Below are 16,252 nucleotides of genomic sequence, written 5' to 3' on the forward strand. Positions count from 1 at the left end.
TTGTCCTGCTGACCAGAGTGAAGGTTCCAGCGGGCTGTGGATTTGAACTCGACAGTCTGAGATTCGCCTGCCTCCAGTAAGTCACCCAGTGTGGAGGTTGAGTGATCGATGCTGTCGTCATTCCAAAGCCGCTCGAAGCCATTTCGAGCCACTCTGGCCATCAGTGCCCGGCGTTTCTCCAAGAAATCGGAATAGTCGAGCTGCTCCCAACCAACAGGCAGTGCATGCCATTCGATTTGCCGTTGGCGCTGATCACGAGTCAGGCGGCTTGCCCTTTTGTTTATTCGAGGGCATCGACGGCGGTTTCCCAGCGGGTGAGGAGGGCAGCGGCGCGTTGGGCGGCGGCTTCGTGGGCGGTGGCCAGGGCGTGGACTTCCTCGGGGCGGTCGTAGATCTCGGGGTCGCTTAGCCGGCGTAGCAGGTCGTCCGCCTCGGCTCGGGCGGCCTCGTAGTCCCGTTCCAGCCGGGCCAATTGTTTTTGCTGCTTGCTGGTGGACTGCCGTTGCTGGGCGTTGGCCCGGCGGCGCTGGCTGCGAGCGTTGCCGGGCCGGGGCTCAGGGCCATTGTCGGCGGGGCTCGCCGCGGCGAGTGCAGGCAGCTCCGGCGGTGACGGGGTGAGCACCGCCTCGTCCACGCCGTGGTGCCAAACCGCCCGGCCATTGCGGACCTCGATCAGGGCGTCGGCCACCGACCGGATGAGGTGGCGGTCGTGGGTTACCAGCAGCACGGTTCCGGGATAGGCGGACAGGGCGTCTTCGAGCACGTCGCAGCTTGGCAAGTCGAGGTGGTTGGTGGGCTCGTCGAGCACGATGAGGTTGACCGGCTCGATCATGGTGCGGGCCAGTGCCAGGCGAGTGCGCTCACCCCCCGATAGTTCCGATACCCGCCGGTCGGCGGCGTCGCCCGGGAAGCCAAATGCCCCGAGCACGGTCCGCAGGTTCCGCCGTCCGGGGTCGATCCCGGCTGCGAACACCTCGATGGCCCGCTTCGACCCGTCCAGTTCGTCGGCCTGATGCTGGTGGAACGCGGCCACTTTGACGTTGGCGCCGAGCCGGGACAGACCTTGGTCGGGTTCCAGATCGCCGAGTATCAGCCGTAACAGCGTGGTCTTGCCCGCGCCGTTCGGCCCGACCAGGGCGACGGTCTGGCCCCGCTCCACCGCCAAGGTCGCCCCCGAGACCACCGGTTGGGCGTCAAGGCTGTAGCCGACGGTCGCGTCGGTCAACTCGGCCACCACCCGGCTCGACCGGGGTGGCTCTGGGAAGGCGAAGCGGGCGGCCAGGTCGGCCCGGCTGGGAGCGGCGATGCGGTTCAGCTTTTCCAGGGTCTTCACCCTGCTCTGCACCTGCCGGGCCTTGGTGGCCTTGTAGCGGAACCGCTCGACGAACCGCTCCACCCGGGCCACCTCCCGAGCTTGGCGGGCCGCGGCGGCCTCGATGCGGGCCAGGCGCTCCTCGCGAGCCACCACGAACTCGGCGAACCCGCCCGCATAGGTGAGGGTGGTTCCCTCGGCCAGCTCCACCACCCGATTGGCCACCGCGTCGATGAAGTCCCGGTCGTGGCTCACGAACAGCAGCGCGCCAGGCCAGGTGGCCAGCCGCTGCTCCAGCCAGGCGGTCGAGTCCACATCGAGGTGGTTGGTGGGCTCGTCGAGGATCAGCACATCGGGTTGGGACACCATCAGTCGAGCCAGAGCCACCCGCATCCTCCAGCCCCCCGACATCTCTCGCACGGGCCGGTGGGAGTCGGCTGGCGAGAAGCCCAGACCGGCCAGCACCTTGGCGGCCTCAGCCTCCAAGGCGTAGCCGCCGAGCTGCTCGAAGTTGGCTTGCGTCTCCCCGAACTCGGCCAGCACGGCATCGTGGTCTTCGTCGAGGCCGCCCAGCCGCTTCTCAAGGTCGGCCAGTTGCTCGCCCAATCGGGCCAGAGCCCCGGCCCCGGATATGACCTGCTCGATGACGGTGCCGTCGGGCGAGTCGCCCAGCTCTTGGGGCAGATAGCCGATCTCCGCGCCCTTCGGCCGCACGACCACGCCCTGATCGGGGTCGTCCATGCCGATCAGCAACTCCAGCAGGGTGGTCTTGCCCGTTCCGTTGCCGCCCACCAGCGCCACCCGGAGCCCGGGGGAGAGCTGCACGGAGGCATCGGCGAACAACCGCCGCTGGCCGTAGGACTTGGCCAGACCCGATGCGGTGAGTGCGGTCAATTCAGGCTTCCTAGGCGGCTCAGAACCGCCAAGGCCGGGCGCATCGGGTCGTGTCCGGGTGTCGGGTGTGCAGGCATGGGGGGAGGGTGAATCTGTCTAGGGGGTGCAGACGGACCACTAGGCAGCTTGGCGGGGGTCGGTGTGGCCCAAGATGTTGACGTGGCGGAGTTCGCGCACCTGGTCGGGAGGGAAGGCTTCGCGCTGGTGCATGGTCTGGGTGTTGAGCCAGAAAACGGACTCGCCGACTTTCCAGTGATGCTCGTAGATGTAGCGGTCTTGGGTGCAGTGGGCGAACAGCTCGGCCAATAGCTCAGCGCCCTCATCGGGGCTGTGACCCTCCACGTCGGCGGCGAAGTCGGGGCCGGTGTTGGGCCATACGCTGCGGCGGCCGGAGCGGGGATTGGTCTGCACCAGCGATATGCAGGTCCGGTCGGCCAGCAGCGCTTCGCCGTCGGTTGCCTTGAAGTACGCGCCGAAGTCCAGCCCATCGCGCAGCCGGTAGACCACACCCACATCGTCGATGCGGGCTTTGATGTCGTCGCCGAGGTCTTGGTAGGCGGCTACCAGGTTCAGCCACTTGGTGGCCCCGCCTGACGACGGCAGGGCTACCGCGTCCAAGTACAGGAACTCTATGAGCGGCGGGTTGAAGCTGAGGTCGGAGTGGTAGGTGACCACATCGGTGCCCCCGGTCCCGACCACCCCGTCGACATCCACGTTGGACACTCGGTTGATGCCGGGGAAGCCGGGCAGGCGGGACTTGTCGGCCAGCGTGGGGCGCAGCGGGCCGAACGACTCGCAGAAGTTGGTGACCTGGGCGGGGGTGGGTGGTTCGGAGTTGCGGAACACCAGCAGCAGGTACTCGTCCACCGCGGCCCGCAGTTGGGCAGTGGTCTCCGGGTTGGGGGGAGCAGTGAAATCGAATCCGCCCACTTCGGCGCCCAGCGGGGCACCCAGCGGGGTGATCTGAAGGCTCATCGGGGACTGTCTATCAGTTTGGTCCGCTCAACTTGAGGGTAGCCCTCCACCCAGGTGGACGGGTCGTCCCAGCGGCCCAGCGGGGGCGGGTGCTCATCGGGGTCGAGCTTGTCGTAGGGGCCGAGGCTGAAGAACAGGTACTCGCAACCGTCGGGTCCTGATCGCTCTGGCCCGTAGGCGAATCCGCCCCGTACCCAGCGCAGGTCGCCCTCCTGGTACGGTTCCTCGCCCTCCACGATGAACTCGCCCTTGGTCACCAGGTACACCGTGTCGGATAGGTGCCAGTGGGCTGTGGCGTTACGGCCCGCCCACGACTTCACGTGCATGACCCGATTGCCCGAGGCCGGATCAACCAGCCAGCGTACGAACGGTCCCGGCGCCCGGTCGGGCTCGTCGGGGTCGGTGAAATCTTCCCATTCGAGGTCGGCAATGCGGATCGGCCGCCGCTCGCCGATGGGATTGTCGCTCACATACCCAACGTTAGTGTTCGGCTTCATTCGGCTCTGTGGCGGAGGAAATGAACTGGAGGACCCGGCTGGGAGGGAGGTACTGCTCGGTGATTTTGGCGCCCCAAGGGGCGAGGGCGTCTTCGATGGCGTTGCACACCGCGGCGGGGGAACCGATGGCGCCGCCCTCGCCCACGCCCCGCCAAGGAACGTCCCCTTGAGAGGGCCCCTCGAGGTGCTCAATGTCGATGCGGGGTATCTCGGCCGCAGTGGGCAGCAGGTAGTCCATGAACGTGGACGTGGTGCACTGCCCGCTGTCGTCGTAGACGATCTTCTCCAACAGCACGCTGCCGATCCCCTGGGCCACCCCGCCCCGGATCTGGCCCTCCACCACCGCGGGGTTGATCATCTCTCCGCAGTCCTCCACCACCAGATAGCGGGGCACGGTCACCAGCCCTGTGCCGGGGTCGAGTTCCACCCAGCACACATGGGTCGACTGGGTCCACCCGCCTGCTGGGGTCTCGAAGTCGAACGAGGCGTCGAAACCGTCCCCCAGGGCCTGATCGAGGGTGAACGGGGCCATGTAGGACAGCCGGGCCACTTCGGCCACCGTCTTGCACTGGTCGGGCGAACCCCGCACGGCTACCACCCCGTCGATGATGTCCAAATCGTCGGGATTGGCCTCCAACAAGGTGGCCACTACCGCCAGAAGCTTGTGGCGCACGATGCGGGCCGCCCCTTGGGCCGCACCGGCTCCCAGCGTGGCCGCCCGGCTCCCGCCGGTGCCCACCATGTTGAACGGCACCTGGTCGGTGTCGCCGGAAACCACCCGCACATCGTCGAAGCCCACCCCCAACTCGTCGGCCACCACTTGGGCCAATGTGGTCTCGTGGCTCTGGCCGTGGGGCTGCTGGCTGGTGAACACCGTTACCGAGCCGTCGGGCTCCAGCTTCACCCGCGCCCTTTGCATCGAGCGCTGTTCGTAGGTGAATCCCAGAGCCTGCCCGTAGTCGGTGGGGCCGGGGCCAGGCTCCAAGTAGGTGCAAAGGCCGATGCCCAGATGCCGCCCCTCGGCTCGGGCCTCAGCCTGGGCGGTTCGAAAGCCCTGGTAATCGGCCAGTTCCACCGCCCGGTCGAGGGTCTGGTTGATGGTCATGAAATCCAGGGTGGGGCCGGTGAGCATGGCGCCGGGGAAATGGTCGTTGCCCATGTAGTTGCGGCGGCGCACGTCCAGCGGGTCGAGGCCGAGTCGGCGGGCGATCAGGTCCATGAGCCGCTCCCGCACCCAGCACTCGATCTCCCACGGCCCCCGATAGGCCACGAAGGAGGCCTTGGTGGTGGCCACCACCGATCCCCGGAACTGGTAGTGGCGCACCCGCAGCGTGCCGGGCAGAAGAACCTTGATGATGTTGGCGAACAGCGACAGCGGGAGATTCAAGAACGGGTAGGCCCCGTGGTCCATCACCAGATCGGCCCGCAGACCGATAACCACCCCGTTCTCGTCGAGCGCGGCCTTCACGCTCACTTGCTCCTCGCGGGCGTGGCCCCCGGCCACCAGGTTCTCGGCCCGGTCCTCCACCCAGCGCACCGGCCGGCCCAGCAGCCGGGCCGCGGCGCACACCGCCACGTCCTCCCGTGTGGGGTTGGACTTCAGCCCGAACGACCCCCCGATGCTGTCGCAGGTCACCCGAATTCGGGCGGCGGGCAGTCCCAGAATGGCGGCCAAATGCACCCGCAGCGCGTGGGGGTTCTGGTGGGACACCTCGTAGTGAAGGCTGCCGGTGGACGTGTCGTATTCGGCCACCCCGCCCCGGGTCTCCAAAGGAGCACAGGTGTGTCGGTGCTGGGTCAGCGTCTCGGAGATGACATGGGCGGCGGAAGCGAAGGCCTCGTCGGGGTTGCCCCACACCTCCTCTCCCGACCACAGCACGTTGTCGGGGGCCTCATCCCACACGGCGGCGGCGTCATCGCCCATCGCGGCGGCACTAGTCACCGGGGGCAGCGGCTCGATGTCGACCTCCACCGCATCGGCGCCGTCCTCGGCGGCGGCCCGGTTGGTGGCAATCACCACGGCAATCGGATCGCCGGCGAAGCGAACCCGGTCGTCGGCCAGGGGGAGATGGGCGGGCACGATCAGCGGACCAACCGCCCCCCAGCCCATGGGAGAGCAGCATTGGGCGAGCTCCTCGGCGGTCAGCACCGCCACTACGCCATCGGTAGCCCTGGCATTGCCGGCCTCGACCTCTATCAGCCGCCCGTGGGCCACCGGGCTGCGCACGAACGCAGCCTCCAGTGGGCCGGGCCTATCGATGTCGTCCACAAATCGCCCCGCACCGGCCAAAAGGCGCGGATCCTCCCGCCGGGGAACGCTGGCGCCGGTGAACCTCATGGTCGCTGAGCGTATTAGCTTTCCCTCGTGCTGAGTCGCAAGCTCGTCGCTGAAGCCGTCGGCACGTCGCTGCTGCTGGTTGGCGTGGTGGGGTCGGGGATTATGGCCGAGATGCTGTCGCCCACCGATGAGGGATTGCAGCTGTTCCAGAACGCGGCGGCCACTGCCGCGGTCCTGTTCGCCATCATCTTGATGTTCGGCCCGGTGTCAGGGGCCCATTTCAATCCGGCGGTGACGCTGGCCGACTGGGCGCTGGGGGGCTTTCCCCGCCGCCACATCGCGCCCTACATCGCCGCCCAGGTTGCCGGCGCGGTGGCCGGTACGGTGCTGGCCAACCTGATGTTCGACCTGGATGCAGTGGACTGGTCGACTAAGGACCGCTCGGCTGGTCACCTATGGCTGGGCGAGGTGATTGCCACCGCCGGACTGGTTGCTTTGATCTTCGCACTGGTGCGCACCGACCGCATCCGGTTTGTGGCTGGCGCGGTGGCCGCCTACATCGGTGGGGCCTACTACTTCACCTCGTCCACCAGCTTCGCCAACCCGGCGGTGACCGCCGGGCGCATGTTCTCCGACACGTTCGCGGGCATCGAGCCGTCGTCGGCGCCCATGTTCATCGTGATGCAGATCGTCGGTCTGGTGGTTGCGGTGGTATTGATCCGCTTCGTGTACCCCCGAACAAACCAGCAGGACAGCCCGTCTCCTAATCTCAGCTCGTGGAGATAGTGCTAGGCGACCCGGTGCTGGCCGTGGACATCGGTGGTACCAAGGTAGCCGTCGGTGTGGTCGCCCCTGGAGGGCGAGTGCTCCACGAGCGGCGAGGACCGTCTCAGGCCCAGGATGAAGAAGCGCTGTTCTCCCTGATCGTGGAGTTGGCCCGGGAGGTTCTCGAAGAACACGGCCAGCCGGTGAGCGTCTGCGGCGTGGGCAGCGGAGGGCCGTCGCGAGGCAACCATCGGCTGCTTTCTCCCCTCAATATTGCCGTGTGGCGGGATTTCCCCCTGCGAGACCGGTTGGCAGAGGCGCTCGGGATGCCGGTTGCGGTGGACAACGACGCCAAAGCCCTGGCCCTGGCCGAAGGGTGGGTAGGAGGGGCTGTCGGGGAGGACAACTACCTGGCCATGGTGGTGTCCACCGGGATCGGGGGCGGCATCGTGCTGAACGGACGGCTGTTGGACGGGGCCGACGGCAATGCCGGGCACATCGGCCATATCTTCGTGGCTGAAGGCGGACGGGCCGATGCCGCCGGGGCAGTGGGCCTGCTTGAGGGCCAGGCCTCGGGCACCGCCATCGCTGATCTGTTGGACGGCGGGGCCCCAGCAGGTGCGCCGGATGAGATGCGCCGCCGGGTCGGCACCTTGGTGGGCCGAGGAGTGGGCTCGGTGGCCAACCTGCTCGACCTGCGCTTGGCCGTGGTTGGCGGATCGGTGGCACTGGGCTACGGCGACGACTTCTTCGATGCGGCCCAAGCCGAGATCGACCGCATTTGCCGCCTGGTCCACTCCCAGGGAGCCCGCATCATCCCCAGCCCCTTGGGCGCCGACGGGGGCCTCATCGGCGCGGCCGCGGTTGCGGCCCGCGGTCTGAGCTGAGGCAGCTGCAACGAATCAAGTCTAGATATCACTAAATCCGTGATATCGTGAATTCGTGAGAAATGTGACAGTCAGCCTTGATGATGAGACCGCCCGGTGGGCGCGCATCGAAGCAGCTCGACGTGACACAAGCCTGTCGCGGTACGTGGGCGACCTCTTGCGCGAGCAGATGACCGAGCCTGAGGCTTACGAGCGGGCCCAGCAGTCGTATCTCAGCCGTGGTCCTGTGACATTGAGGGTGCCCGGCCAGCAGTATCCCACCCGTGATGAGGTGCATCAGAGGTGATGGTGCCCTGATGTCGGTTTTCGTCGACACCAACGTGCTGGTCTACGCCCGTGACGCTTCTGAACCCGACAAGCAGCAGAGAGCCCAGGCATGGATGGCCGAGCTTTGGGAAGCGAGGACTGGCCGCACGAGCGTGCAGGTCCTCAACGAGTTCTATGTGACGGTGACCCGCAAGCTGAGTCCGGCCATGCCCGTCGCCGAGGCGCGGGCGGATGTCTTGGATCTTGGGGAATGGGACCCGGTTGTCCTCACCGATGCATTGCTGGGTAGGGCATGGGCGATTGAGGACCGATACGGATTGTCCTATTGGGATTCGCTGATAGTTGCGGCTGCCCAGGTTGAAGGCTGCCGGCATCTGCTCACCGAAGACCTCCAGGATGGTTTGCGACTCGACGGCGTGACAGTGGTGAACCCGTTTGAGCACCACTTCGGCGACCTGATCTGAAGTCGCCCCCTGTCAAGCCCGATCGGCTAGTCGCTGAAGGTCTGGATGCGGAGGTGGCGGGCCATGGCTGAGCCTGCGGGGCCGAGGAGCATCTGAGCCCGCAGATTCCGCTTGTGGAATATCTCCACCAAGTCCTCGTCGTAGCGGGAGGTGTCGTCATTGGCCAGCACGAACCGCTCGAGTTCGGCCTCGCCTTCCAGCCATGACGCCGGGCGATGGCCCAGCAGCTCGTGGAGGTCGTCCAAGTCGGTGTTGGATACGGCGTCGCCAATCTCGTCGATACGGGAGGCATGGCGGGCCATGCGGAACATGGTGCGCAGCTTGTAGCGCAGGTACTCGTCTTCGATCTGCAATGTGCGCAGGTTGCGCACCAGGTGGTTGAGCACCACCTCGGCTCGGGACTCCCGGGGTTCGGGTATCTCCACGGTGGGCAGCTCCACATCGAGGATCTCGGCTAGGGCCTCGGTGGCGAACAGGTTGGTCTCGCAGCACCACTGGAGGTTGGTCATCAGGTCGGAGTCGGGGGCCGGTTCCCGCAGCGCCGCGCTGAAGGGGAGCTGGTTGGAGAGGGTGAACATGAAGTGATGGCGCTGGATGGCGTCCAAATCCACCGGCTCGCCGACCAGCTCGCCGTAGCGGTCGTACAGCTTGGCGAAGTTGCCGAATCCCAGCACCGTGTCGCGCTGGCGCCACGCGGCCAGGTCCATCATCGGGTCGCCGATGTGGCCGATCTCCACGTCCAAGACGGCCACCACCCGGCCGTCTTGGTGGTGGAACTGCCCGGTGTCCCACACGATGGCCGACTCCCGGCCTCGGGAGAACGGGGGATTGCGCCGCAGCCAGCCCAAGCAGAACTCCAGGAACGGGTCGGGCAGCGTCTTCACACTGCGGTACAAGGCCTTGTACCGCCGTAGACCCAGCAGACCCGACTCCTCGGGTCGTTCTGCTCGCATGATTCCCGCTTCGACGAACGGTCCGATGTCCAGGGCGTGCATCCGGGCCAGGATGTGCAGGTAGTCGTCCACCACCGCGTCCCGCTCGGCATCGGTGCAGTTCTCGAAGTGGTTCTCGCCCGGCACCCGGTCCATGACGTACGCGGTGGGGTCGTCGATCCAGCCGTGTACCTGAGCCACGGGAATACCGTGTTCGCCGAGCACCCTTTGCAGCCGCATCTCATGGTCGAGCGGGAAAACCAGGGGCATGTCGGTGCGGTCGCCCCGGACGCACAGCTCGAGCCGTTCCCCGCCGCGCTCCACATCGGCGAACCACACCGGCCGCCAGCGGGCCTGTCGGGCGATGTCGGTGACCGTGCCCCCCAGATTGTCCTCAAGCCAGGCCACCACCTTCTCGGTGGCACTGTCTTGGATGGTTGCTGTCTCAATCTCGGTCATGGCCTGCCTTTGTGTCGTCAGTGACCTTATAGAACTCTGACCCAGCGGTCAGCCCGCCCACAGGCAGTTGATGGGGCGGAGATGGAGGCGGTCGCCTGCTGAGAGGGTGTAGGGGCCGGTGTGCAAAAGGATGCCCGCTCGGAAAGCCCCAGGAGTGGTTGCGTCTAGCTTGTCCCGCAACCAGCGGAGGTGGTCGGTGTGCTGGCGGGATGGGGAGGAGGTGGCCTTGATCTCCACGGCAACCACATCGCCGTTGCGGGCTTCGATGACCAGGTCTATCTCGCGGCCCCGGTAGTTGCGGTCTTGGTGGTTGCGCCAGTGGTATAGGACGCGCTTGCGGGACGAGGCCGCAAGCTGGCGGGCGATCTCGTTGACGGCGAACGTCTCCAACAGTGCCCCCGATGCCGGGGCGGTGGGCGAAGCCAGCGCCCCGGCATCGACTTCTAGCAGGCTGGCAGCCAGCCCGGCGTCGGTAAGGTGGACCTTGGGTCGCGAGGTCGTGCGAGACGAGAGATTTCGGGACCAAGCCGGCAGTTCGTGAAGCAAGAAGACGGTTTGGAGCCATTCGAGGTATGAGGCGATCACTGATCGGTCTACTCCCAGTTCTTTGGCGGCGCCGGTCTGGTTGATCTCGCTGCTGGTGAAGGCAGCTGCCCAGCGCAACAAGCGGGGCAGCGAGGCGGCTCTGCGGACATCGGCGAGTGCGATGATGTCGCGTTGGACGACCGTTTCGACGTAGTCGTCAAACCAGCCCTGCCTTTGATTCGGGTCCAAGCCCACAACCTCGGGGTAACCCCCTCGACAGGCGCGGGCGAAGTAGTCCTCCCGGCTGAGGTCGGATGCCGGGGCCGGCCTGGGGTCGCCCTCGAACCAGTTGTCGATCTCGGTGGGGGCAATCCCGGCCAGTTCGGCTTGGGATAGCGGCCATAGCCTGAATATCCGGACTCGTCCCGCGAGCGACTCGCTGATGCCGGGCACGGTGAGGAAGTTGGTGGACCCGGTGAGGATGAACCGGCCTGGAGTCCGGTCCTCGTCCACTAGCCGTTTCACTGCGACGATGACCCGATTTCCGCCGAGTTGGACCTCGTCTATGGCCAGCGGATAGCTCTGGCTGGACAAGAAGGCCACCGGGTCGAGCAGCACGCCCTCGCGCTGCTCATCGTCGTCGAGCGACACATATGTGCCGCCGCGGGTCTCGGCAATTTCCCGAGCCAGCGTTGTCTTGCCGGTCTGCCGTGCCCCGTGGATCATCACCACCCGCGACCACTCCAACGCCGCTTCGATCTCAGGTCGAACATGCCGGGCGATGAGTTCCATGCCCCGAATCCTAGCTCAAATCATCAATTCCGCAGGTCTCTATTTAGCAAATTCGCAGCTTACTAATCGACAAACTCGCAGCAGAGAACGGCTATTCCCTTGCCAACTTGAGTCGGTTGGAGATGTTATTTCGCTGGATAGCGGAAGAGCCGCCGATGATGGGCATGACCAGCACGTCGCGCACGTAGCGCTCCATGTCGAAGTCTTCCACGTAGCCGTAGGCCCCCATCACCTGCTGCATCGACAAAACGATGTCTTTGGCGGTGTCGCACACGAACAGCTTGGCCATCGAGGTTTCTACCGACGCCGCCGTTCCTTCGTCCAGCAGGCTGGCGGAGTGGTAGGTCATCAGACGGGCGGCCAGCAGGCGAGTGCGGGCCTCGGAGAGCATGTGGCGTATCGACTGGTGGCTGCTGATCGGCTTGTTGAACTGGACCCGCTCTTGGGCGTAGTTCCAGGCGTCTTCGACTGCCCCGGTGGCGATGCCCAGAGCCATGGCGGCCACCTCGATCTTCTCCACGTCTAGGCCGGGGCCGGCCAGCTTGGCCCATCCCTGGTTCCATCCCTCGTCGCCGCCCACGATGTTGTCGGCGGGCACCTCCACATCGCTGAAGGTGACATCGGTGGTCATCGATCCTTTGAGGCCCATGGCGTGCTGGGGCTCGATGGTCACTCCCGGCGATGAGGGCGGAATCAGCACAAACGACAGGTTGTGGTAGCGCTCCCCGCCGGGGTTGCTGTTGACTAGGGCGTAGATGTAGTCGGTGTAGGTGGTGCCGGAGCAGAACCGCTTGGCCCCGTTGATCCGCACCACATCGCCGTCGCGGACCGCGGTGGTGGTGACGCTGGCCAGATCGGAGCCCACATCGGGCTCGGTCAGCCCGTAGGAGAACAGCATCTCGCCCCGGGCCACCTGAGGCAGCCACTCTTGGCGTTGTGCCTCGCTGGCCGTCTCCACCAGGTTCATCCCCGCGTAGCAGGCGCCGTAGATGTAGCCGCTGCCCACCGCGGTGCTGCGGCGGCACAGTTCCTCGATCACGATCATGGTGGCGGTGATGTCCCGTCCCGACCCGCCGTACTGCTCGGGGATGGTGATGCCGAACAGCCCAAGATCGGCCAGCTTGTACAGCACACCCCGGTCGAACTCGTTCTCGCGGTCCCATTGGCGGACCAGCTCCCGGGGCATCTCGGCCTCGACGAAGCGCCGAATGGTCTTCCGCAACAGGGCGTGGTGCTCGGCCTCGGTGGGGTAGTCCACGGCTGTCCTTAGCGGCCGATGAATTCGGGGGGTTCTTTGGCCATAAAGGCTTCTAAGGCGATCACGAAGTCTTCGGTCATCATGGTGAGGCCCTCGGTGGACGCAGCCCGGTCTACCACTGCATTGGCCACTTGGCGCAGCCCGGCGTTGATGGACGCCTTGGTGAACTTGATGGCCATGCGGGCGCCGTCGCGCATCCGCTCGGCCATGGCCTGCACGGTGTCGTCGATGTCGTCGCCGGGAACGCACTCGGTGATGAGGCCGATCTCAGCCGCCTTTGGGGCCTTGATCAGATCGCCGGTCAGCAAGTAGCGCCGGGCCCGGGCATAGCCCACCAACTGTGGCCACAGCAGAGCACCCCCGTCGCCAGCCACAAGTCCCACTGACACATGCGGGTCGCCGAAAACGGACCGCTCCGAGGCGTACACGAAGTCGCAGTACAGCGCCAGCGAGCAGCCCAGTCCCACCGCCGGGCCGTCCACTTTGGCCAAGATGGGCTTTTCCAGGGTGAGCGCCGTTTCGGTGATGCGCCGGTCGGCCCGGATGACCCGCTCAACCTCGGCCACATTTCCGGCCATGCTGCGCAGCCAGGGAATGTCGCCGCCGGCGCAGAACGACCCGCCCGCGCCGGTGAGGATGGCAACGTCGGTGTCGGGGTCTTGGTCCAGGTCGGTGAATACCCTGGTGAGGTCGTCGTGGAGGACCGAATTGATGGCGTTTCGGGCCTCGGGCCGGTTGAGCGCCACCGTGGTTATGCGATCGACGGTGGATACTTCCAGTGCGCCGTAGTCGTCGGGGTTCATGGGTTACCTCCAGTGGCCATTGGTGATCCCGAATTTTTCCGCTCCAAGATGCATCAGCGCAGCAATAGTGCCAGACTTCGCTAGAAGTCGACGTTTTCAAGGAGGAGAGGCGAATGGCGACCTGCCAGCCGGCAATTTTCAACGATATGGGCAAGTACCAGTGGTACGTCCACCTCAGCCGTGGCGACGGCGCTGACTTGGGTGCTATCAAGTCGGCGATCTCCGATTGCCGCAGCAACTGCGATGCTCTGGGGATCAACCTGGTAATCGGGCTCGGCCCCACCCTGTTGGCCGACCTGACCGATGACGTTCCCGACGACTTCCAGCCGTACCACACGGTGGAGTCCATCGACGGCAGCGGCCGCGAGGCCAAGGGCACCCAGGAAGAACTGCTGTTGTGGATGACCCACGACGAGAAAGACCTGGTGTGGAAGGCCCAATGGGACGCCCGCATGGCCCTGATCGCCGGGGGTATGAGCGTGGCCCGGGAGACCCCCACTTTCATCTACGGCGAGAGCCTGGACATGACCGGTTTCATCGACGGCACCGGCAACCCCGAAGACGAGGATCAGCCCGCCGTGGCCATCAGGCCCGACGGCGAGGCCGGAGCGGGCGGCAGCTTCATCATCGCCCAGCGCTGGGTGCACGACCTGGTGGCCTGGGAGAAGCAGGATGTGCCCACCCAAGAGGTGAACTTCGGTCGGACCAAGGCCGATTCCACCCGCCTGGACGAGCAGGCGCCCCACTCGCACCTCTCCCACGTGGAGTTGCGCGAGGGCGAGACCGCCGATGCGTCGAAGCCCAAGCGAGATGAGATCGCCCGCCGGTCCACCCCGTACGCCTTCCACGATGGCACCGTGGGCCTGTACTTCATGGCCTTCTGCAAGACCCAGGCCCCGTTCCGGGAGCGCATGGATGCGATGTATGGCCGCAACGGCCAGGTGCGCGACATGCTCACCGACTTCTCGAACCCGGCCTCGGGCAGCTACTACTTCGCTCCCTCCGTGGAGTGCCTCGACGCCAGCCTGGCCTAGCAGGGGTCAACCACAATGATTGTGGTTGATGCCATGAACGTGATTGGGTGTCGTCCCGACGGCTGGTGGGCTGACCGGGACGGTGCGCTGATCCGGCTGGTCGAAGACATCGGCGATGCTGGGGTGCCGGCTCTGGTTGTCGCTGACGGTCGTCCGGTACCCAGCCTGCCCGCCGGGCACCACGGTCCGGTCGAACTGGCCTATGCCTCCCGCCGGGGCCCCAACGCCGCCGACGACCGCATCGCCCAAGAAGTGGCGGACATGGCCGACCCATCGTCGGCCACCGTGGTCACCTCCGACCGCGACCTGGCCCGCCGGGTCCGCCGCCACGGCGCAGTGGTAGTGGGCGCCCGAGCCTTTCGCGACCGCCTGGATCGCCGGCTGGGGTAGGTATTTCACCGTTATCTGGCCAAAGTGTCGCACCAAGTGTTACACTTTGGCCGGTGCCGACAACCCGTCCCCGTCATCCGGTAACGGAAACCGATGAGATTGCCGAGATCCTCGATGAAGCATCGCGAAGGTGGAGTGACGTTCCCCGGTCAATGCTCATTCGCCTGGTCATGATGGACTGGGCGCAGGGAGGACAATCACCATCGGCACGCGCTCGTGCTCGTGAGGGTCTCGTCGGCTCTTTGCCCGCTTCCTCAGACCACTATGACCGTGACGAGGATTGGCCCGCGTGATTGTGGCTGATGCCAGCTGGATTGTTGCCCTACGTGATCCCAAAGACGACCATCACCGCGAAGCAGTGGCCATTAACGGTGAAATCGCTGGAGAGGTGGCGCTCCTCCACCCAATCACCTTGGCCGAAAGCCTGGTTGCCTCGGCCAAACTCGGCGTGCTCGACGAGGCAGCCTCAAGGCTTCGCGCCGCGTTTGACGTGGTTGATGTCGACCTCGACGCGCCGATCCGCTGGGCCTTGTTGCGGGCAGAGACCGGTCTAAGGCTGCCTGACGCCATAGTGCTCGACACCGCTCTTCGCCATCGGGCAAGGGCAATAGCCACATTCGACGAGCGCCTAGCCGCCCGAACAGTCGACCGCGGCTTCGAAGTCCTCGGCTCCCAAATCGCCTAATCCCGCAACGAATACGACCTGACCCACCAAGCCCGCCGCAACGTCGCCGCATTCGTCGGTGCCCGGTTGGATCGCCGTTTGGGGTGAACCAACTCATTGACATCCCGTGCGGGGGGTTTCGGCTGAGGGGTAGGGTGGCGGGAACATCTGAAGTCCAGGGGAGGAGGGCTGGTGTATCCGTCACGGTTTGACCTTGTCGTGGCCCAGTCTGTCGGCGAGGCAGTGGAGGCCAAGGCCAATGCGGGGGAGGGGGGCCGGTTCTTGGCCGGGGGCCAGAGCCTGATCCCCATGATGAAGATGCGGGTGGCGTTTCCCGACACGCTGATTGACATCAACCGCATCGCTGGGCTGGACGCCATTGAGCGGGCCAACGGGCATCTCCGGGTGGGGGCGCTGGTACGCCACGCCGATGTGGTGGCCTCTGACGCCACGTTCGGGGCCATTTCCGCCGCTGCCCCATGGGTGGCCGATCCTCTGGTGCGCAACCGGGGGACCATGTGCGGGTCGGTGGCCCACTGCGATCCGGAGGGCGATTGGAACTCGGTGCTGTTGGCCACCGGGGCCGACGTGGTGGCCCAGGGGCCCAGCGGCGAGCGGTCTATTTCCATTGCCGACTTCATCGACGGGGCGTTCACCTCCACGCTGGGCGAAGACGAACTGGTGGTCGGGCTCCGCATTCCCGTTCCATCGGGCCGCTCGGGCGGGGCCTACCTGAAGCTGGAGCGCAAGATCGGCGACTACGCCACCGTGGCGGTGGCCTCGCACTTGGAGTTGGATGACGCCGGGGCCATTGCCGCAGCCGGTCTGGCCCTCACCTCGGTCAACCCGATCAACACCAAGGCAACCGATGCCGAGGCACTGATGGTGGGCCAACAGCCCTCAGCCGAGCTGTTCGCCGAGGCCGCCGAGTTGGCCGCGGCGGCCGCTGAGCCCCGAGACGACGTTCGGGGCACCGCCGCCTGGAAGCGCCAGGTGGTCCGCACCTACACCAAGCGGGGGCTGGCTGCCGCCGCCCAACAGGCCGAAGGGAGCTGA

16 protein-coding genes are annotated in these 16,252 nt (G+C 66.0%); 8 read left to right on the forward strand and 8 right to left on the reverse strand.

Annotated elements, in window-relative coordinates; translation table 11 throughout:
• Window positions 1–280 precede the first annotated feature (280 nt).
• The 4 genes from ACOGXA_RS17780 to ACOGXA_RS17795 all read right to left on the reverse strand — a co-directional run bounded on the left by ACOGXA_RS17780 (window position 281) and on the right by ACOGXA_RS17795 (window position 6,016).
• Complete coding sequence (locus ACOGXA_RS17780; protein WP_419925175.1) at window positions 281–2,206, reverse strand: ABC-F family ATP-binding cassette domain-containing protein; 1,926 nt, start codon at window positions 2,204–2,206, stop codon at window positions 281–283.
• A gap of 117 nt (window positions 2,207–2,323) precedes the next feature.
• On the reverse strand, window positions 2,324–3,181 hold the full coding sequence (locus tag ACOGXA_RS17785) for a TauD/TfdA dioxygenase family protein (protein ID WP_419925176.1): 858 nt from the start codon (window positions 3,179–3,181) through the stop codon (window positions 2,324–2,326).
• Window positions 3,178–3,651, reverse strand: coding sequence for a cupin domain-containing protein (locus ACOGXA_RS17790; protein ID WP_419925177.1), 474 nt, complete (start codon window positions 3,649–3,651; stop codon window positions 3,178–3,180). Before ACOGXA_RS17790 ends, ACOGXA_RS17785 begins: the two co-directional genes overlap by 4 nt.
• Before the next feature lie 10 nt (window positions 3,652–3,661).
• Window positions 3,662–6,016 carry a xanthine dehydrogenase family protein molybdopterin-binding subunit gene (locus ACOGXA_RS17795; RefSeq protein ID WP_419925178.1) on the reverse strand — a complete coding sequence of 785 codons (2,355 nt, stop codon included), beginning with the start codon at window positions 6,014–6,016 and terminating at the stop codon, window positions 3,662–3,664.
• 27 nt (window positions 6,017–6,043) lie between these two features.
• Here ACOGXA_RS17795 and ACOGXA_RS17800 point away from each other — a divergent pair, with 27 nt between their 5' ends.
• From ACOGXA_RS17800 to ACOGXA_RS17815, 4 genes are read left to right on the forward strand one after another with little or no spacing between them, the layout of a single operon-like run.
• Entirely contained in the window at window positions 6,044–6,742 is a 699-nt protein-coding gene (locus ACOGXA_RS17800) for an aquaporin (protein ID WP_419925179.1), read from the forward strand.
• The gene (locus ACOGXA_RS17805) at window positions 6,733–7,608 is read left to right on the forward strand and encodes an ROK family protein (protein WP_419925180.1); all 876 of its coding nucleotides are present in this window, start codon (window positions 6,733–6,735) and stop codon (window positions 7,606–7,608) included. The genes ACOGXA_RS17800 and ACOGXA_RS17805 overlap by 10 nt, the downstream gene beginning before the upstream one ends.
• Window positions 7,609–7,663: 55 nt before the next feature.
• On the forward strand, window positions 7,664–7,894 hold the full coding sequence (locus ACOGXA_RS17810) for a CopG family transcriptional regulator (RefSeq protein WP_419925181.1): 231 nt from the start codon (window positions 7,664–7,666) through the stop codon (window positions 7,892–7,894).
• Window positions 7,895–7,904: 10 nt separating this feature from the next.
• The gene (locus ACOGXA_RS17815; RefSeq protein WP_419925182.1) at window positions 7,905–8,339 is read left to right on the forward strand and encodes a PIN domain-containing protein; all 435 of its coding nucleotides are present in this window, start codon (window positions 7,905–7,907) and stop codon (window positions 8,337–8,339) included.
• A 26-nt stretch (window positions 8,340–8,365) separates the two neighbouring features.
• On the opposite strand, the gene ACOGXA_RS17820 is transcribed toward ACOGXA_RS17815, so the two are convergent.
• From ACOGXA_RS17820 to ACOGXA_RS17835, 4 genes are all read right to left on the reverse strand, one after another.
• Window positions 8,366–9,730: a phosphotransferase family protein gene (locus ACOGXA_RS17820; protein ID WP_419925183.1), complete on the reverse strand. Its 1,365-nt coding sequence runs from the start codon at window positions 9,728–9,730 to the stop codon at window positions 8,366–8,368.
• 48 nt (window positions 9,731–9,778) lie between these two features.
• Window positions 9,779–11,047: an ATP-binding protein gene (locus tag ACOGXA_RS17825; RefSeq protein WP_419925184.1), complete on the reverse strand. Its 1,269-nt coding sequence runs from the start codon at window positions 11,045–11,047 to the stop codon at window positions 9,779–9,781.
• Between the two features lie 91 nt (window positions 11,048–11,138).
• Window positions 11,139–12,305: an acyl-CoA dehydrogenase family protein gene (locus ACOGXA_RS17830; protein ID WP_419925185.1), complete on the reverse strand. Its 1,167-nt coding sequence runs from the start codon at window positions 12,303–12,305 to the stop codon at window positions 11,139–11,141.
• Between the two features lie 8 nt (window positions 12,306–12,313).
• Complete coding sequence (locus ACOGXA_RS17835; protein ID WP_419925186.1) at window positions 12,314–13,108, reverse strand: enoyl-CoA hydratase/isomerase family protein; 795 nt, start codon at window positions 13,106–13,108, stop codon at window positions 12,314–12,316.
• Window positions 13,109–13,221: 113 nt separating this feature from the next.
• On the opposite strand from ACOGXA_RS17835, the gene ACOGXA_RS17840 reads away from it, so the two are divergent.
• The 4 genes from ACOGXA_RS17840 (at window position 13,222) to ACOGXA_RS17855 (ending at window position 16,252) form a co-directional block, all read left to right on the forward strand.
• Window positions 13,222–14,142 (forward strand): Dyp-type peroxidase, encoded by a 921-nt coding sequence (locus tag ACOGXA_RS17840; protein ID WP_419925187.1) that lies wholly within the window; start codon window positions 13,222–13,224, stop codon window positions 14,140–14,142.
• A gap of 15 nt (window positions 14,143–14,157) precedes the next feature.
• A complete protein-coding gene (locus ACOGXA_RS17845; protein WP_419925188.1) occupies window positions 14,158–14,532 on the forward strand; it encodes an NYN domain-containing protein in 375 nt (124 codons plus the stop codon).
• Between the two features lie 289 nt (window positions 14,533–14,821).
• Window positions 14,822–15,217 (forward strand): type II toxin-antitoxin system VapC family toxin, encoded by a 396-nt coding sequence (locus ACOGXA_RS17850; RefSeq protein WP_419925189.1) that lies wholly within the window; start codon window positions 14,822–14,824, stop codon window positions 15,215–15,217.
• A 171-nt stretch (window positions 15,218–15,388) separates the two neighbouring features.
• Complete coding sequence (locus ACOGXA_RS17855) at window positions 15,389–16,252, forward strand: FAD binding domain-containing protein (RefSeq protein ID WP_419925190.1); 864 nt, start codon at window positions 15,389–15,391, stop codon at window positions 16,250–16,252.

It is taken from the genome of Candidatus Poriferisocius sp. (genome assembly GCF_965208475.1).
GTDB lineage: Bacteria > Actinomycetota > Acidimicrobiia > Acidimicrobiales > Bin134 > Poriferisocius.

Coding starts and splice junctions, on each gene's coding strand:
- ACOGXA_RS17785 (WP_419925176.1), bottom strand. CDS start 3,181: ATGAGCCTTCAGATCACCCCGCTGGGTGCCCCGCTGGGCGCCGAAGTG.
- ACOGXA_RS17795 (WP_419925178.1), bottom strand. CDS start 6,016: ATGAGGTTCACCGGCGCCAGCGTTCCCCGGCGGGAGGATCCGCGCCTT.
- ACOGXA_RS17815 (WP_419925182.1), top strand. CDS start 7,905: ATGTCGGTTTTCGTCGACACCAACGTGCTGGTCTACGCCCGTGACGCT.
- ACOGXA_RS17820 (WP_419925183.1), bottom strand. CDS start 9,730: ATGACCGAGATTGAGACAGCAACCATCCAAGACAGTGCCACCGAGAAG.
- ACOGXA_RS17825 (WP_419925184.1), bottom strand. CDS start 11,047: ATGGAACTCATCGCCCGGCATGTTCGACCTGAGATCGAAGCGGCGTTG.
- ACOGXA_RS17835 (WP_419925186.1), bottom strand. CDS start 13,108: ATGAACCCCGACGACTACGGCGCACTGGAAGTATCCACCGTCGATCGC.
- ACOGXA_RS17840 (WP_419925187.1), top strand. CDS start 13,222: ATGGCGACCTGCCAGCCGGCAATTTTCAACGATATGGGCAAGTACCAG.
- ACOGXA_RS17845 (WP_419925188.1), top strand. CDS start 14,158: ATGATTGTGGTTGATGCCATGAACGTGATTGGGTGTCGTCCCGACGGC.